Source organism: Nonomuraea sp. NPDC005501 (assembly GCF_040605905.1).
Taxonomy (GTDB): domain Bacteria; phylum Actinomycetota; class Actinomycetes; order Streptosporangiales; family Streptosporangiaceae; genus Nonomuraea.
In genome coordinates, this window is record NZ_JBEXDT010000011.1 from 1 (window position 1) to 15,915 (window position 15,915).

General features: G+C 73.9%; 12 protein-coding genes and 1 pseudogene. 5 read left to right on the forward strand and 8 right to left on the reverse strand.

Going from position 1 to position 15,915, the window contains the following annotated elements; translation table 11 throughout:
- The 4 genes and pseudogenes from ABZS51_RS08740 to ABZS51_RS08755 form a co-directional block, all read right to left on the reverse strand.
- Positions 1-1,257 (reverse strand): annotated as a pseudogene (locus ABZS51_RS08740) (hypothetical protein); the annotation flags it as partial.
- Positions 1,254-4,346 (reverse strand): ABC transporter permease, encoded by a 3,093-nt coding sequence (locus tag ABZS51_RS08745; RefSeq protein WP_355437866.1) that lies wholly within the window; start codon positions 4,344-4,346, stop codon positions 1,254-1,256. The pseudogene ABZS51_RS08740 and the gene ABZS51_RS08745, both read right to left, overlap by 4 nt.
- A 219-nt stretch (positions 4,347-4,565) precedes the next feature.
- A complete protein-coding gene (gene rpsT, locus ABZS51_RS08750; protein ID WP_310710404.1) occupies positions 4,566-4,835 on the reverse strand; it encodes a 30S ribosomal protein S20 in 270 nt (89 codons plus the stop codon).
- A 130-nt stretch (positions 4,836-4,965) separates the two neighbouring features.
- Positions 4,966-5,955, reverse strand: a complete 990-nt coding sequence (locus tag ABZS51_RS08755) for a hypothetical protein (RefSeq protein ID WP_355437868.1) — start codon at positions 5,953-5,955, stop codon at positions 4,966-4,968.
- Positions 5,956-6,010: 55 nt separating this feature from the next.
- Here ABZS51_RS08755 and lepA point away from each other — a divergent pair, with 55 nt between their 5' ends.
- On the forward strand, positions 6,011-7,840 hold the full coding sequence (lepA, locus tag ABZS51_RS08760; RefSeq protein WP_355437870.1) for a translation elongation factor 4: 1,830 nt from the start codon (positions 6,011-6,013) through the stop codon (positions 7,838-7,840).
- A 72-nt stretch (positions 7,841-7,912) separates the two neighbouring features.
- On the opposite strand, the gene ABZS51_RS08765 is transcribed toward lepA, so the two are convergent.
- Together ABZS51_RS08765 and ccmA are read right to left on the reverse strand one after the other, a co-directional pair.
- The gene (locus ABZS51_RS08765) at positions 7,913-9,553 is read right to left on the reverse strand and encodes a DUF6297 family protein (RefSeq protein WP_355437872.1); all 1,641 of its coding nucleotides are present in this window, start codon (positions 9,551-9,553) and stop codon (positions 7,913-7,915) included.
- Positions 9,550-10,176: a heme ABC exporter ATP-binding protein CcmA gene (gene ccmA / locus ABZS51_RS08770; protein ID WP_355437874.1), complete on the reverse strand. Its 627-nt coding sequence runs from the start codon at positions 10,174-10,176 to the stop codon at positions 9,550-9,552. Before ccmA ends, ABZS51_RS08765 begins: the two co-directional genes overlap by 4 nt.
- A gap of 124 nt (positions 10,177-10,300) precedes the next feature.
- Between ccmA and ABZS51_RS08775 the strand changes: the two genes are divergently transcribed.
- Positions 10,301-10,675 (forward strand): hypothetical protein, encoded by a 375-nt coding sequence (locus tag ABZS51_RS08775; protein ID WP_355437876.1) that lies wholly within the window; start codon positions 10,301-10,303, stop codon positions 10,673-10,675.
- A 40-nt stretch (positions 10,676-10,715) separates the two neighbouring features.
- On the opposite strand, the gene ABZS51_RS08780 is transcribed toward ABZS51_RS08775, so the two are convergent.
- Positions 10,716-11,375, reverse strand: a complete 660-nt coding sequence (locus ABZS51_RS08780) for a TetR/AcrR family transcriptional regulator (RefSeq protein ID WP_355437878.1) — start codon at positions 11,373-11,375, stop codon at positions 10,716-10,718.
- A gap of 22 nt (positions 11,376-11,397) precedes the next feature.
- On the opposite strand from ABZS51_RS08780, the gene ABZS51_RS08785 reads away from it, so the two are divergent.
- The 3 genes from ABZS51_RS08785 to hemW all read left to right on the forward strand — a co-directional run bounded on the left by ABZS51_RS08785 (position 11,398) and on the right by hemW (position 14,942).
- Entirely contained in the window at positions 11,398-12,807 is a 1,410-nt protein-coding gene (locus ABZS51_RS08785) for an MFS transporter (RefSeq protein WP_355437880.1), read from the forward strand.
- Positions 12,808-12,912: 105 nt separating this feature from the next.
- Positions 12,913-13,545 carry an MOSC domain-containing protein gene (locus tag ABZS51_RS08790; RefSeq protein ID WP_355437882.1) on the forward strand — a complete coding sequence of 211 codons (633 nt, stop codon included), beginning with the start codon at positions 12,913-12,915 and terminating at the stop codon, positions 13,543-13,545.
- 176 nt (positions 13,546-13,721) lie between these two features.
- The gene (hemW, locus tag ABZS51_RS08795) at positions 13,722-14,942 is read left to right on the forward strand and encodes a radical SAM family heme chaperone HemW (protein WP_355437884.1); all 1,221 of its coding nucleotides are present in this window, start codon (positions 13,722-13,724) and stop codon (positions 14,940-14,942) included.
- A gap of 160 nt (positions 14,943-15,102) precedes the next feature.
- On the opposite strand, the gene ABZS51_RS08800 is transcribed toward hemW, so the two are convergent.
- Positions 15,103-15,909 (reverse strand): DUF3097 domain-containing protein, encoded by an 807-nt coding sequence (locus ABZS51_RS08800; protein WP_355437886.1) that lies wholly within the window; start codon positions 15,907-15,909, stop codon positions 15,103-15,105.
- Between the last annotated feature and the right edge of the window lie 6 nt (positions 15,910-15,915).

Sequence of the window (15,915 nt, forward strand, 5' to 3'; positions counted from 1 at the left end):
GCGCAGCGGCGCGCGGTGGGCGACGACCGGCCGCAGGGCGGCGAACCCGACGGCCGCGGCGAGCACCAGCGCCGGCCCGGCGTGGACGACGAACGTGGCGGGTCCGGGCACCAGCCACGACAGGGCGTACCCGGCGACGGCGGCCGGCACGGCGGCGAGCGCCACCGGCCCCGCCCCGGCGAAGGCCAGCTGTGGCAGGGACGCGCCGCGCGCCCGGGCGAGCGCCAGCGCCGGGTCGGCCCGTTCGGACAGCAGCCGCACGCCCAGCACGATCACGCCGGCGGATACGGCCAGCAACCCGCCGAGCACGAGGACCATCACGGTCCGCGCGGTGCCCTGCGCGGTGAGGAAGCCGTCGAGCAGCCCGGGCAGCCCGGTCACCAGCCGGTAGCGGCCGGAGGCCGGCGCCTCCACCGACACCGTCCGCTCGTAGTCGGCGACGGCGTCCTTCACCTCGGCGGCGCCGAGCGAGGTGGGCGCGGCCGGGTCCAGGCCGAGCACCCAGGTGTAGACGAGGTTGCGGTCGTCGCCGTTCAGCCGTGTCAGGCCGGCCTCGGAGATGAGGGCCGTGGCGCGCCGCTCCAGGTCGGTCTTGCCGGGTGGTTGCGTCTCGGTGACCCGCAGGACGTCGGCGTGGTGGGTCCAGTAGCGGTCGGCCGGGTCGTACGCGGCGAACACGCCCACGACCTTGACGGCCGCGTAGTCGCTCTCGCCGAGGATCCGCGTGGCGCCGATCTCCAGCCCCATCTTGGCGCGGGCGTCCTCGGAGACGCCGACCTCGAACACGGGAATGCTCTCCCGCTCGTACGTCATGGAGGCCGGCGCGCCGGGCCGCCTGCCCTCGACCCAGCGCACCCGCCGGTCGGCGTCGGACAGCCAGCCGAGGTTGAGGTACCGCATGCCGCCGGTGCCGTGGACCGGCGTGTCGTACGTCGTGGCGCTGGCGTGGCTGGTGCCCCGGCCGGGCGGCAGCACGAGCGGCCGGAGCGGCGCGGGCAGGAGCGAGCGCAGCCGCTCCTCGCCGGCGGCGAACTGGGCGGGCTCGCGCAGGGTCGCCTCCGCCGAGGCCGGCTCCACCTGCGCGAGGAGGTCGGTCTGCAACGCCGCCGCGTCGCTCAGGGACGCGTGCAGGGCGTCGTCGAGGGACGCCTGGACGGCCCGCGGCAGCCCGCCGACCAGCAGGCAGGCGCTCAGCGTGAGCACGGCCAGCAGCGTCACAGGGCCGAGATGGACGCGCGCCGGCACCAAGGACTTCACTGGAGCTCCCCCAGGCGGGCCCCGCGCCCGCGCACCGCGCGCGCGAGCCCGGCGACGATGGCGAACAGCAGGGCCGTCACCAGCGCCAGCATGCCGGCGATGGCGGCCCAGGGAACGTCGAGCACCACGTCCGGCGTGACGGCCGACGCCTGCCCGGTGAGCACGACGTGCGGCACGACGAGAACGTTCATGACGGCGGCGAGCGCGGTGCCCGCCACCAGCGACAGGCCGACGACGAACGCCTGCTCCACGGCCAGCAGCCCGAGCACCTGCCGCGAGCCGACCCCCAGCGCTCGCAGCACGGCGAACTCCGCGGCCCGCTCCCTGACCGCGACCGTGGCGTTGACCAGGAACCCGAGCACCGCGAACACCAGCGCCGCCACGAATCCGAGGATCAACGCCCCCTGCAGGCCGCCGGCGAGCGGGTCGTCGCGCAACGCGGTGGTCAGCTCGCGCCGGTCGACCGCGGTCACGTCCCACTCGGGCCGGCGGTCGAGGGCGGCGCAGGCGGGCGCGGTGTCGCCGTCGCGCACGGCCAGCCACCATTCGGTCGCGGGCCGCGGCTGCTGCCCGGCCGCCAGGGCGCGGGACTGGAGCGCCGCCCAGTCGGCGAGAACGGCCTGCTGGTCGCCGGCCGTCGTGGGCATCCGCTCGACGATGCCGGCCACCTCCACCTCGACGACGTCCCGGTCCAGCGTGACGCGCCCCCTCTGCCCGGCCCGCAGCTCGAGCGACTCGGCGAGCCCGGTCGTGAGCACCACGGGCAGCGGCCCGGCGGCCGGGACCGCGCCCGGCGTGAAGACGGCCGGCCGGATCCCGGTGGCCTCCAGCGGCCCGGAGCCGCCCGGCACGGCGAGTGGCCGGCCGCCGGCGCTCAGGCCGGTCAGCGTCACCTCGGCCCGGCCCTCCGCGACCGGCCCGGCGGTGACGCCGCGGATCCGCAGCGGGTAGGCGATCTTCCCGCCCCGCCCGGCCAGGCCGCTCAGGTCCGCCTCGAAGCGGTTGTCGCCGGCGCGCAGGGCGCCCAGGGGGAGGTCGCGCCACATGCCGAGCGCGTCGGAGACGGTCAGCCGCAGCGGCGCCGCGCCGTCCGAACGGACCTCGACCGTGAGTGTGGCGGGCCGGCCGGGGACCTCCAGGCCACCGGAGCCCGGCCCGGCGGGGCGCAGCGCGCGGGACAGCTCGCCCGTGTCCCGGTCCGACAGGTCCGGGCGCAGCCTGAACAGCTCGGCCAGCCGCGTGGCGTCGAGGCCGAGCAGCACGGCGTCGCCGCCGCCGAACTCGGCCTGTCCCCGGAACGCCGGGGAGATCGCCGTGACGCCCGGCAGCGCGGCGAAGGCCGTGCCCCGCCCGAGGGCTCCCAGCTCCGGCCCGTCGGGAGGCCCGGAGAGCCGCAGGTCGGCACCGGCCCGGTGGTCCGCCTGGTCCTGCTGCGAGGTCCGCCAGGTGGCGGCTGTGGCCATCGACATGATCCCGATCGCGATGGCCATGGTCAGCAGCAGCGCGGGCCCGGAGTACCGCAGCGGGCGCCTGCTGACCTGCCAGGCACCGAGCGCGGGGGCGAGCGCCCGGCGGCGCGCCGTCAGCCGCTCGGCGAGCCGGGACACGCGCGGCACCAGCCGCAGGCCCAGCATGCCGCCGGTGAGCAGCGCCAGCGCGGGCCCGGAGACGATCAGCGGGTCGACGCCCAGCTCGCCGGTGGCCGTGGCGGTGACGGGCGAGCCGTACCGGCGTAGCTGCCAGATGGCCAGCACGGCGACCACGAGCAGCGCCACGTCGGCGCCCGCCCGCTCGACCAGGCCGCGCCCGACCCCGCGCCCGCGCGTCGCCTGCTCCTCGACGTACGTACGGCGGGCGCCCGCGAGCGCCGGCAGCACGAGCAGCCCGGCCGAGGCCAGCGCCACACCCGTGGACACCAGGAACGTGCCCGGCCCGGCCTGCGGCGTCAGCCGCACGCCCGAGGCCGCGATCCACGGCAGCGACCCGATCAGCGACAGCAGGGGCGGCCCGAGGAACGGCGCGACCGCCGCGCACGGCAACGCCACCAGCAGCGCCTCGCCGGCCGCCAGCGCGGCCAGCCGGGACGTGCCCGCGCCGCGCGAGCGCAGCAGAGCGACCTCCATCCGGCGGTGGTCGGCGAGCAGCCGCGCGGTGAGCATGAGCGCGTACGCGGCCAGCAGCAGAAGCTGGAGCACCGGGATGAGCATGGTGGAGCGGGCCACCAGCGCGGCCGTGCCGAGCTGGGACAGCAGCTCCGGCAGGCGGCTGGTGGCGGTGCAGGACCGGCAGCCGGCGTCCTGGAGGGACTGGCGCAGCCCGGCCACCCGGCCGGCGAAGGGCCGCAGCGCCTCCGGGGTGAGGCCGCGCAGGTCGGGGACGGCGGTCCAGGTGGCGTTGACGCTGGTGGCGAAGCGGGCGAGGAACGTCTCACGGGCCACCATCACCGGCCCGTACGTGGTGAACTGGCCGGTCTCCACGCCCCGGCTGAGCAGCTGCTCGCCGGCCCAGCGGTCGCCGAACGGGTCGTCGAGCTGGAAGACGCCGGTGAGCCGTACCCGTACCGGCCGGTGGTCGAGGCGGCCCTCGGTGGTGAACTCCTGCCCGGCCTTCCAACCGGCCGCCGACGCCGCGGACAGGGACACCGCCGCCTCGACCTGGCCGGCCCCGTCCGGCGCGGGCCGTGGCCAGGAGCCCGACACGAGCCTGGCGTGCCGGTCGAGGCCGTCGTGGGTGCCGAACCTGAGCAGGCCGGGCTGCTTGCGGCGCTCCTGGCCGGGCAGCACGTACGAGTCGGAGCGGATGCTGGTGGTGATCGTGACAGGGGTGCCGGTGTACGCGGCGCCGGTCCGCTCACGCACGACCTTGTCCAGCCGGGGGAACGTCTCGGCCGTCACGGGGGTGGAGACGGCCGCGGCCACCTGGCCCAGCGGGGCGGTCTCCATCGCGCGCCGCAGGCCCGCCTCGGCCGTGGACGTGGCGTACATGGTGAGCGACACCAGCGTGGTCGTCGCCAGCAGGATCGACCCGAACGCCACCAGCAGCAGCAACGGCTCGCTGAGCGCGCGCCTGACCACCCACGGCCCCCGCACGGTGCTCCCTTCCGCCGTCCTGTGTGAACTCTGGGGACTCACCGGGACGAGGGCAAGGGATCTTGGCAACGGTGACGCAGCCGATACGGTGCGGCGACGCCGATGTGATATCGAAACTGTGACACGGAACGGCTGGACATCGCCGTTATCGGCGGATATGGGGTGGGGAACTGCAAACGCCGCACTTCACAGGTGAAGTGCGGCGCTCGAAGAACCAGGTTACTTGGCGGCCAGCGCGGCGGCCTGCTTGGCGATCGCCGACTTGCGGTTGGCGGCCTGGTTCTTGTGGATGACGCCCTTGCTGACGGCCTTGTCCAGCTGACGGGCGGCGATGCGCTGCGCCGCGGCGGCCTGCTCGAGGTCGCCCTGCTCGGCGGCCTCACGGAACTTGCGAACGGCCGTCTTCAGGGACGACTTGACCGCCTTGTTGCGCAGGCGGGCCTTCTCGTTCTGCTTGTTGCGCTTGATCTGGGACTTGATGTTCGCCACGAAGAAGCCTCGAAGAAAGTCTGGGTGATGGATGGGGCGCGCGGGCTCGAGAGAGGGCGCGCCACACGCAGTTGTACAGGATACCAATAACCCAGGCGGCTGCTCAAATCAACGACCTGGGTGTGCTCCGTCAAACGAGCCACTGTGCAGCGTACTCCCTCCAGTCCTCCTCTGTCGCCGCGAAGTCCACGTACAGCGCGAGGCCGAAATTCCGGCGAGGGCCGTGCTCCGACAGCGCCAGCTTGGCGGCGCGCGCCGCGTCCGCCACGCTCTCCGCGGCGTCGCTCCAGGAGACGCCGTGGTCGTGGTACGCGGGGGCGCCGATCAGCAGGTGGGTCCGCTCCGGGACCAGGCCGAGGGCCAGCTCGGCCTGGCGCGCGACGAATCCGCCGTAGAGCGACCCGGACGGCATGCCGGTGTCGTACGTCATGACCGCCACCTGGTCCACGCGCTCCGCGACCCGCCGGAAGTAGTCCTGCGACCAGTACTTGTCGTGGGAGATCGCCGCGCGGGCGGTCAGGCGCAGGAGCGGGTACGGCTCGACCTGCGGGGTCGAGGTGGACAGCAGCCTGGTGAGGGGCCTGGTCCGCGCCAGCAGGTCGAGGAACTCCTCGTCGCCGCTGCCGATGGGCTCGAAGTTGTAGTGGACGCCGTCGTATCCGGCCGCGACCACGTCCCGGACGCCGTCGAGCACGTTGGCCCGGGACTCGGCGTCGTCGAGGTCGAGGGTGCCGTCGACCTTCTGGCCGAGCCAGGCGGAGACGCGGACGCCGGGCAGGGCCTCGCGCACCCATGCCAGGAAGTCACGGGCGGCGGGGTACTTGGCGGGGTCCAAGCGGCCGTCGGCCGCGAACGGACCGGAATGGACGTACACGTCCTTGATGCCCGTGCCGCGCAGCCGTACCGCCAGATTCTGTACATCCTGCCGCGTACGGCGGCCGTCCACCCACATGTGGCCCAGCCAGAGGGCGTCGTTGCCCGTGCTCTTCGCCCAGCCTGCCGGAGCGCCGGTAAACTGGACACGGAACGCGGCGGCCAGGAGGCCGACCAGCGCGACCACGACGACCAAGGCAAGCGCGAGCAGGCGCAGGCCGCGGCGGATGACGGTTCGGGGGATCACCCGGGCATGTCACCATGAAAGACGCTTGACCTCAACCCTGTCGAAACGGACTTCGGTGCGCACTCAGCCTGGCCAGACCGACCCCGCGTTGATCCGCAACTTCTGCATCATCGCGCACATCGACCACGGCAAGTCCACCCTTGCCGACCGGATGTTGCAGATCACCGGCGTGGTGGACGACCGCTCCATGCGCGCGCAGTACCTCGACCGGATGGACATCGAGCGCGAACGCGGCATCACGATCAAATCCCAGGCCGTCCGGCTGCCGTGGGACGGTCACGTGCTCAACATGATCGACACGCCCGGCCACGTCGACTTCACCTACGAGGTGTCGCGCTCCCTCCAGGCGTGCGAGGGCGCGGTCCTGCTGGTCGACGCCGCCCAGGGCATCGAGGCCCAGACCCTGGCCAACCTCTACCTGGCCATGAACGCCGACCTGCACATCATCCCGGTGCTCAACAAGATCGACCTGCCCGCCGCGCAGCCCGAGAAGTTCGCCGAGGAGCTCGCCGGCCTCATCGGCTGCGAGCCCTCCGACGTGCTGCGCGTGTCCGGCAAGACCGGTGCGGGCGTGCGCGAGCTGCTCGACCACGTGGTCGCCTCCGTGCCGGCGCCGGTGGGCGACGCCGACGCCGCCGCCCGCGCGCTGATCTTCGACTCGGTGTACGACACCTACCGGGGCGTCGTCACGTACGTCCGGGTGATCGACGGCCACCTGAGCAAGCGCGAGCGCATCCTCATGATGTCCACCGCCGCCACCCACGAGACGCTGGAGATCGGCGTCATCTCGCCCGAGCCCAAGCCCGCCGAGCGCGGACTGGGCGTCGGCGAGGTGGGCTACCTCATCACCGGCGTGAAGGACGTCCGCCAGTCACGTGTCGGCGACACCGTCACCTCCTCGGCCAACCCGGCCGGCGAGATGCTGGCCGGCTACGAGCACCCCAAGCCCATGGTCTTCTCGGGCCTGTACCCGATCGACGGCGACGAGTACCCCGAGCTGCGCGAGGCGCTCGACAAGCTCCAGCTCAACGACGCCGCGCTGGTCTACGAGCCGGAGACGTCGGCCGCGCTCGGCTTCGGCTTCCGCGTCGGCTTCCTTGGCCTGCTGCACATGGAGATCGTGCGTGAGCGGCTGGAGCGCGAGTTCGGCCTGTCGCTGATCTCGACCGCCCCCAACGTCGTCTACCGCGTGGTCATGGAGGACGGCAGCGAGCTCACGGTCACCAACCCGTCGGAGTTCCCCACCGGCGGCAAGATCTCGCAGGTCTTCGAGCCGGTCACCAAGTCCACGATCCTCGCGCCGTCCGAGTTCATCGGCGCGATCATGGAGATCTGCCAGGGCCGTCGCGGGCAGCTCAAGGGCATGGACTACCTGTCGGAGGACCGTGTCGAGATCCGCTACACGCTGCCGCTCGGCGAGATCATCTTCGACTTCTTCGACCAGCTCAAGTCCCGCACCCGCGGCTACGCCTCGCTCGACTACGAGCCCGCCGGCGAGGAGGAGGCCGACCTGGTCAAGGTCGACATCCTGCTGCAGGGCGAGCCGGTCGACGCCTTCAGCGCGATCGTGCACAAGGACAAGGCGTACGCCTACGGGGTCGACATGGCCAAGAAGCTGCGCGAGCTGATCCCGAGGCAGCAGTTCGAGGTGCCCATCCAGGCGGCCATCGGCGCCCGCGTCATCGCCCGCGAGAACATCCGCGCCATCCGCAAGGACGTCCTCGCCAAGTGCTACGGCGGCGACATCTCCCGCAAGCGCAAGCTGCTGGAGAAGCAGAAGGAGGGCAAGAAGCGCATGAAGATGGTCGGCCGCGTGGAGGTTCCGCAGGAGGCGTTCGTCGCCGCCCTGTCGACCGACTCCAGCGCCGACAAGTCCAAGCGCTGACCCTCGCCCGCGTCCAGCCATCGTCCGACCATCGCCGCGCCCGGTTCCCCGGGCGCGGCTCTCCACCGCTTCTCAGCTGATCGTCGGCTTCCGCGCCCTCAGCAGGTAGGTCGCGAGCATCAGCGGACCCGCCACGGCCTGCGCCACCAGCAACATGGCCAGGCCGTCCGGCGGGGCCAGGAGCGCGACGACGGCCGGCAGGCAGCCGGCCAAGGCGACGTCGACGCCGGTCAGCGCCCAGAGCAGCGGGCCCGTGGGGATGGCGCCGCCCGGGGTGTCGATGACCGGCATGGAGTGGTCGATGGGCCGCCTGCGTGCCATCCGGAGCGCCCCGGCGGCCACGGCGGGCGCGACTGCCGGGCCGAACGCCCACCACGCCCCGGCGGGCAACGCGCCCACCAGCGTCAGGCCGGTCAGCGCGGCGGCCGTCCAGGCGCCGGCGAGGAGCGCGGGCAGCATGGCCCGGGCGGCGAGTGCCGGTCGCAGGCCGACGGCGGCGAGCCTGGCCAGGGTGGGGTTGTCGCCGTCCCGGCGCGCCCCCGCCACAGCAGCCGCTGCCACGGCCACGGCCCCGGCCAGAACGGCCGCCGCCGTAGGCACTCCCGGTCCGCTGGCCGTGACGCCCAGGGCCTGGGCCAGGATGGCGGGGAGGGCGGCGGAGGCGGCCATCGCGATCAGGCGGCCCGGCCGGCGGGCGAGGCGGCGCCAGTCGTGCCAGGCCAGCGCCGCCGGCGCCGGAAGCGACGGCCACCTCCTGGACCGCAGCCTCCTGGCGCTCCAGTGGTTGTCCTCGGCGATCCAGGTCAGCGCCCCGGGATCGAGGAGCACGGCCGCCCGGGTGACGTGCGCGGCCCGGGTGGAGGCGGCCAGCACGGCTCCGGCCGGCATCCGGTCCAGGGTGGCCCACGCCTGCCGTACGAGGAGGGCGGCTGTCAGGGCGGCCGTCACAGCGACGCCCGCCACGACGGCGGGAGGAGCGGCGGCCACGGCGCCCACCGCTCCCAGGACCGCGTGGAGGACAGCAGGGACGAGCCCTGCCTCGCCTCCCGTGACACCGCCGATCCCTGACACGCTTCCGGCACCCGTCGTCAGGTCGGCTCCGGTGAGTGCGGGACGGGCTGTCCGGGCGCCCATCGCCGCCACGCTCAGCACCACGGCCAGCGTCACCAGCGCACCCGTCGCGATGCCCAGCCAGCCGTCCCAGAGCCTGGACGCCTGCTCCAGAACGGCCAGGGCCATGGTGCTCACCGTCGCGCCCACGCCGACCACCAGGGCCCCGGCCAGCCGCCAGAGGAGCCGGTCCGGCGCGCCGAGCACGGCCAGCAGCGCCAGCCCGAGCAGCGCGCCCGCCACCACGGCGGCCACCAGCAGCAGGCGCGCCGTCCGGCCCAGGATCCCGCGCCGTCCCAGCGGCGCCAGCAGCAGCCATGACGCGTCGGGAGCGGACAGCGCCACGGGCCCGGCGGCCCGGGCGGCGGCGGTGAACCCGGCGAAGGCCAGCACGACCAGCGCCAGTCCCGCGCTCATGCGGGCCGTCGTGGTCGCCCCCGCCATGCTCGCGAGCAGCGAGGAGATGGGATGCGCGGCGACGACACCCACGAGGGCGACGCCGAACACGGTGACGTACCGGTCGAGCGCGCTCGTGGAGCCCTGCCGCCGCTGCCGCAGGAACCACCGCACCGCGGCGGGATCAGGGGAGTGCGGGGAGCTCATGCCGTCGCCTGGCCGGCGGGGGAGACCTGGCGTGCGCGGGCCGCCAGGGCGGGGTCGTGCGTGGCCATGACGACGGTGCCGCCGCCGGCCGCGTACGCGTCGATCAGCTCGCCGAGCCGTACGCGGAAGGAGGCGTCCAGCCCGCGCTCGGGCTCGTCGAGAAGGAGCAGCCGGCTGGGCCGGAGGAAGGTGGCGGCCAGGGAGAGGCGCTGGCGCTGGCCGGTGGACAGGTTCTGCGGCGGCGCGTCGGCGCGCCCGGCCAGGCCGAAGACGCTCAGAGCCGCTTCGGCGGTCATGCGCGGCGCGCCGTGGACGGCCTGGACGAGTTCCAGGTGCTCGCGGCTGGTCAGGCCGGGGTACCAGGCGGGCTCGTCGGCCAGCAGCGCGACGTCCCGCCAGAACGCGGCGTCGTCGGCCGGTGGGGCCCCGAACACGGTGACTCGGCCCCCGCCGGCCGGCTGGAGGCCGGCCAGGCAGCGGAGCAGCGTGGACTTGCCCGAACCGTTCTGGCCCACGACGGCGACGATCTCGCCGGGGGACGCGCTCAGCGAGAACCCTTCGAGGACGGGGCCGTCACCAAGGGCGACATGGAGGTCTTCGGCGACGACGGTCTTTTCGTACACCGTTCGAGCCTAATCCGTAGATCGTCTCGCGCGGGTTGCTGATGTGCGGCCCGGGCACCCGGATTCTGTCGGTGGCGCCGTCTAGCGTTGGTGTTCACGAACACCTGTGCGACTGGAGAGAGACATGCTTGCTGCTGAGAGGTTCGAGCGGGCGGCCGTGCTGGGGGTCGCGATGGCCGAGGAGATGCGGCGGCTGCTGCGGCTGCACCTGGTGCCGGCGGATCGGGCGAAGGACGGCGCCCTTGTGATCGACGTGCCCTACCCCGACGCGGCCGTGGTCACGGCCGTGCTCGACGTGGCGGCCGACTGTTTCGGGGAGCGGGGCGCCACCCTGGAGGAGACCCGGCAGGCCGCGCTGGAGAAGCTGTTACAGCTGGCGGGCTTCGATGCCGAGTCGCAGCTCAACCTGTCAGGCGCGGTCGCGCGTGACCGTGCCGGCAAGGCGGCCCGCGACCGTACGGACCGGTTCGCCGACCGGGCCGGCTGGGGCCGCCGGTGACCGTGACGGCACCAGGGGGTGAGGCCCCGCCGGGCGGAGCTCAGACCGGGGGAGGGCTCAGCAGGCCGCGCACCAGGGCCCGTACCCCTTTGGCGTAGGTGTCGCGGGCCGTCAGCTCCTCCCATCGGCCGCCCAGTGAGGCGATCCTGGGGAATTGCGCCGCGTCGAGGTTCTCGAACACCTGGCTCCGGTACGTCGGCCTGCCGTCCTCGCGCCGGCGCGCTGCGGCCGCGCGCGCGGCGATCTCGCCCGCCGTGTAGTGCCAGATGATCCGGTACGCGTCCACGGCGTCCTCCGCGGTCAGGCCCCCCTGGACGGCCGCGTCGATGATCTGCTCCGGGTACCACAGCGCGCGGGCCGACATCAGATCGTCGGCCCTGAGCACCTCGACGATCCACGGGACATCCATGAGCGCCACGCGCATGGCGACGGCGGCGGCCACGATCCGCTCGCCCGGGTCCGCGGACCCCGCCTGCGGCTCGGGTCGCGGCACGCCGGCCGCGTAGTCGTCCAGAAGCAGCAGGAGCAGCTCGTCCTTGTCGCGCACGTGGTGGTAGAGGGCCATCGGCGTGGCGCCCACCTCGTGGGCCAGCCTGCGCATGGTCAGTGCCTGCGTGCCCTCCTCGTCGATGACGCGGTGGGCCGCGGAGACGATGTCCGCCTTGGAGATCTTGGGGGGTCTCCCCGTGCGCGCCGGCATCCTGCCATGTTACTTTTTATACATGTATAAAAAGTCGCCATGGGCGGCCGTGGGCGTGCTCGCGTTCGGCGTGGCCGTCGGCACCCTCCAGATGACGGCCGTGGTCCCGATGCTTCCCGTGCTGCAACGCGAGCTCCACGCGCCGCTGACCTCCGTCTCCTGGGCGCTCACCGCCTCCCTGCTCTCCGGCGCGGTCACCATCCCGCTGTTGTCACGCCTCGGCGACCTGTACGGCAGGCGTCCCGTGGCCGTCGCCACCCTCCTGCTCCTGGTCGCCGGGTCGGTCATGGCCGCCCTGGCCGGCACGCTGTCCGTGGTCGTCGCCGGCCGGGCGCTCCAGGGCGTGTCCGCAGCCCTCCTGCCCCTGGCCATGGGCATCGCCCGGCAGAAGGTGACGCGCGACCGGCTGCCCACGGCGATCGGCGTGCTGAGTGCCATGATCGGCGTCGGCAGCGGGGCCGGCATGATCCTCGCGGGCCTGGCCGGAGGCGGCTACCAGGCGCTGTTCTGGACCCTTGCGGGGCTCGGGGCCGCCGGAGTGGTACTGATCATGCTGTTCGTCCGTGAACCCGGCCGTCCTCAGGCCGCCGGACGTCCCGACTACGCGGGCGCGGCGCTCGTGGCGTCCTGGCTGGTCTGCCTGCTGCTGGCCGTCAGCAAGGGCGCGGCCTGGGGCTGGACCTCGGCGGGCACACTGGGGCTGCTAGCGGCGAGCGTCGCGCTGTTCGCCCTCTGGGTGGTCTCGGCCCGGCGGGCCGCGTCTCCGCTCATCGAGATCCCGATGCTGCTGCACCGGGGGACCGTCGGGGCGACGGTGGCGTCGCTGCTGCTGGGGTTCGCACTGTTCGGCACCATCACCACGCTGTCGTCCGTGGCCCAGGGACGGCTCGGCGCCTCGGTCCTCCAGGTCGGCCTGTACCTGCTGCCGGCGGCGCTGCTGATGCTGACGGTCTCGCTGCTCGCCGGCCGCCTGATGCGCCGGTTCGCGGCGGCGTCGCTGGTCGGCGCGGGGTCCGTGGTGGTGGCGGTCGCCGCCCTCTGGCTCAGCGTCTCGCACGGGTCGCCGGCGAGCCTGTACGGGGCGTCGGCCGTCCTGGGCGTGGGGATCGGGCTCGGTTACGCGGCGCTCGGCACGATGGCGGTCGAGCATGTCGAGCCGGCCAGGACGGCGGCGGCCGGAGGCGTGAACTCGCTGGTCAGAGTGGTGGGGAGCAGTCTGGCCGGCGCGGTCACGGGAGCGGTGTTGTCCGGCGCCGGGGCGGGGTGGAGCTTCGCCGTCTCGGCCATGGCGGCCCTGGTCTCGGCGATCTTCGGCTTCGTGCAGGGCGTGTACGGCGCCCGCCGTGCCGAGGACGTTCGCGGGGGCGCCGGCGACGGTGCGGCCGGTGCGGACGGCCGGGCGACGGTGCTCGCGGTCGAGGAGCCGGTGTGATGGGCGAGGAGAACTGCCTGTCTCCCATGACCTCGGATTCCGAATCCGGGGAAGGGGCTGGAAAAGGGATCGCCGCCGGGGAACGGCTCGGTTACCGTCGGCGCTATGCGGGTCATCTCGGTAAATGTCGGGAAAGTAGTGGACGCCCCCTGGGCCGGTAAGACCGGGCGCACGGCGATCGACAAGGCACCGGTGCTCGACCGGGTGGAGGTACGCCCCGAAGGGGTCGCCGGGGACGGCCGGGGCGATCTGGTCAACCACGGCGGCGGCGACCACGCCGTCTACGCGTACGCGCGCGAGGACTACGACTGGTGGGAGGCCGAGCTGCGACGTGGGCTGCGCGACGGCAGGTTCGGCGAGAATCTGACGACCGAGGGACTCGACGTCAACGGCGCGGTGCTGGGGGAGCGCTGGCGTGTCGGGTCGGCCGTGCTGGAGGTGAGCGGGCCACGGGTGCCGTGCGTGGTGTTCCGCAACTGGATGGACGAGCCGGGATGGGTGCGCCGGTTCACGGAGGCCGGGCGGCCGGGCGCGTACCTGAGGGTGGTGGAGACGGGCGAGCTGGGCGCCGGCGACGGAGTGCGGATCGTGCACCGGCCGCACGACGGGGTGACGGTGGCCGAGGCGTTCCGGGCGTTCCACGGCGACAAGGAGCTGCTGCGGCGCGTGCTGGCCGTCCCGGGACGCTCGGCCTTCTGGGACGACGTGGCCGACCGGGTGCTCGGAACGGCACGTTGACCTGAGCGAGCCGGCCCGTCGCGCCTCCCGGCCTTGTCGGACCCGCACCGCCGTGGAGGGGAGCCGGGGAAGGCGTGACCCGTGGTCCGGGGGCCCGTGGTCTGAGCCCGTGATCTGGGCCCGTGGTCTGCAGGCCCGTGGTCAGGGTGGTCGGTGGTGGCGGGCAGACTGGAGGTGTGCCATCCACCCTGCCCGACGGCGAAGCCGCGCCCGCCTCGGGCGAGCTCCCCGAGAGCGCGCTGCGCGGCCTCGGCGAGCGCCCGTTCGGCTTCTACGTCCACGTGCCGTTCTGCGTGACGCGCTGCGGCTACTGCGACTTCAACACCTACACCGCCGCCGAGCTGGGCCCCGGCGCCTCGCAGCGCGACTACGCCGACACGGTCGTCGAGGAGGTGCGGCTGGCGCGGCGCGTCCTCGGCGACGCCGACCTCCCGGTCCAGACGGTGTTCTTCGGCGGCGGCACCCCCACGCTGCTGCCCCCGGCCGACCTGGTCCGCGTCCTCGCGGCCGTCAGGGACGAGTTCGGCCTCGCGCCGGGAGCCGAGGTCACCACCGAGGCCAACCCCGAGTCCGTCGGCCCCGCCTCGCTGGAGAGCCTGCGCGAGGGCGGCTTCACCCGCGTCAGCTTCGGCATGCAGAGCGCCCGTGAGCACGTGCTCAAGGTCCTCGACCGCCATCACACCCCCGGCCGGGCCGGGCAGGCCGTGAAGGAGGCGCGCGCGGCCGGGTTCGACCACGTCAACCTCGACCTCATCTACAGCACGCCGGGTGAGTCCGACGACGACTGGCGGGCCTCGCTCGCCGCCGCCATCGAGGCCGAGCCCGACCACGTCTCCGCGTACTCGCTCATCGTCGAGGACGGCACCCGCCTGGCGGCCCGCATCCGGCGCGGTGAGCTGCCCATGCCCGACGACGACGTGGCCGCCGACCGCTACCAGATCGCCGACGCGATGCTCGGCGAGGCCGGGTTCCGCTGGTACGAGGTGTCGAACTGGGCCACGTCCGACGCCGCCCGCTGCCGCCACAACCTGCTCTACTGGACCGGCGGCGACTGGTGGGCCGCCGGCCCCGGCGCCCACAGCCACGTCGGCGGCACCCGCTGGTGGAACGTCAAGCACCCCGCCGCCTACGCCCAGCGCCTGACCGCGGGCGTCTCGCCCGCCCACGCGCGGGAGGTGCTCACCGCCGACGACCGTGAGACCGAACGCCTCATGCTGGAGCTCCGGCTGGTGTCCGGCTACCCGCTGGCCGACGTCGCCCCCGGCGCGCGGACGGCCGTCGCCGCCGCGCTCGGTGGCGGGCTGCTGGAGCCGGAGGCGTTCAAGGGCGGCCTCATGGTCCTCACCCTGAAGGGCCGGCTGCTCGCCGACGCGCTGGTACGCGACCTGGTCAGCTGATCAGGCGGACGGAGACGGGGAAGCGGCGGTGCGCGGCCGGCGCCGCCCGGACGTGGAGGACCAGCGACACGATCCACACGATCGGGAACAGGACCGGCCGTGACCGTGGCCCTGGCCACCCGACCGCGGGCCCGTGGCTGGTGACGCGGCGGGTCCCGGGTCAGGGTGCCTCCGTGACGAAGTCGATCAGTTCCTCCACCCGGCCGAGCAGCTCGGGCTCCAGATCCGCGAACGAGGAGACGGCCCCCAGGATGCGCCGCCACGCCTCGGCGGGCTCCACGCGCCACCCCAGGGCGGCGATCACGCCCTCCTTCCACGGCACCCCGCGCGGCACGTCCGGCCAGGCGGGGATGCGCAGCGCGGACGGCTTGACCGCCTGCCAGATGTCGACGAACGGGTGCCCGACCACCAGCACCTCCGGAGAGGTCACCCGGGCCGCGATGCGGCTCTCCTTGGAGCCGGGCACCAGATGGTCCACCAGGACCCCCAGCCGGCGCCCCGGACCGGGGCCGAACTCCTCGACGATCGCGGGCAGGTCGTCGACGCCCTCCAGGTACTCGACGACCACCCCCTCCACGCGCAGGTCGTGACCCCAGATCTTCTCGACGAGGGCGGCGTCGTGCACCCCCTCGACGTAGATGCGGCTCTCCTTGGCGACCTTGGCGCGCAGCCCTTCGACCGCGATCGACCCCGACGCGCTGCGCCTCGGCCCGCTCGGCGCCGCGACCGGCCGCACCAGCGTCACGGGCCTGCCCTCCAGCAGGAACGCGGCCGGTGCCAGCGGGAACAGGCGCCGCCGGCCGAACCGGTCCTCCAGCGTGACGGCCTCCTTGTCGCAGGCCACGACCGCGCCGCAGAACCCGCTGTCGGCGTCCTCCACCACGAGGTCGGGTTCGGCGGGCACCTTCGGGATCGTGCCCTTGCCCGGCCGCCGCCAGTTGCCCGCGAGAACATCACCGTCATACACACCGGG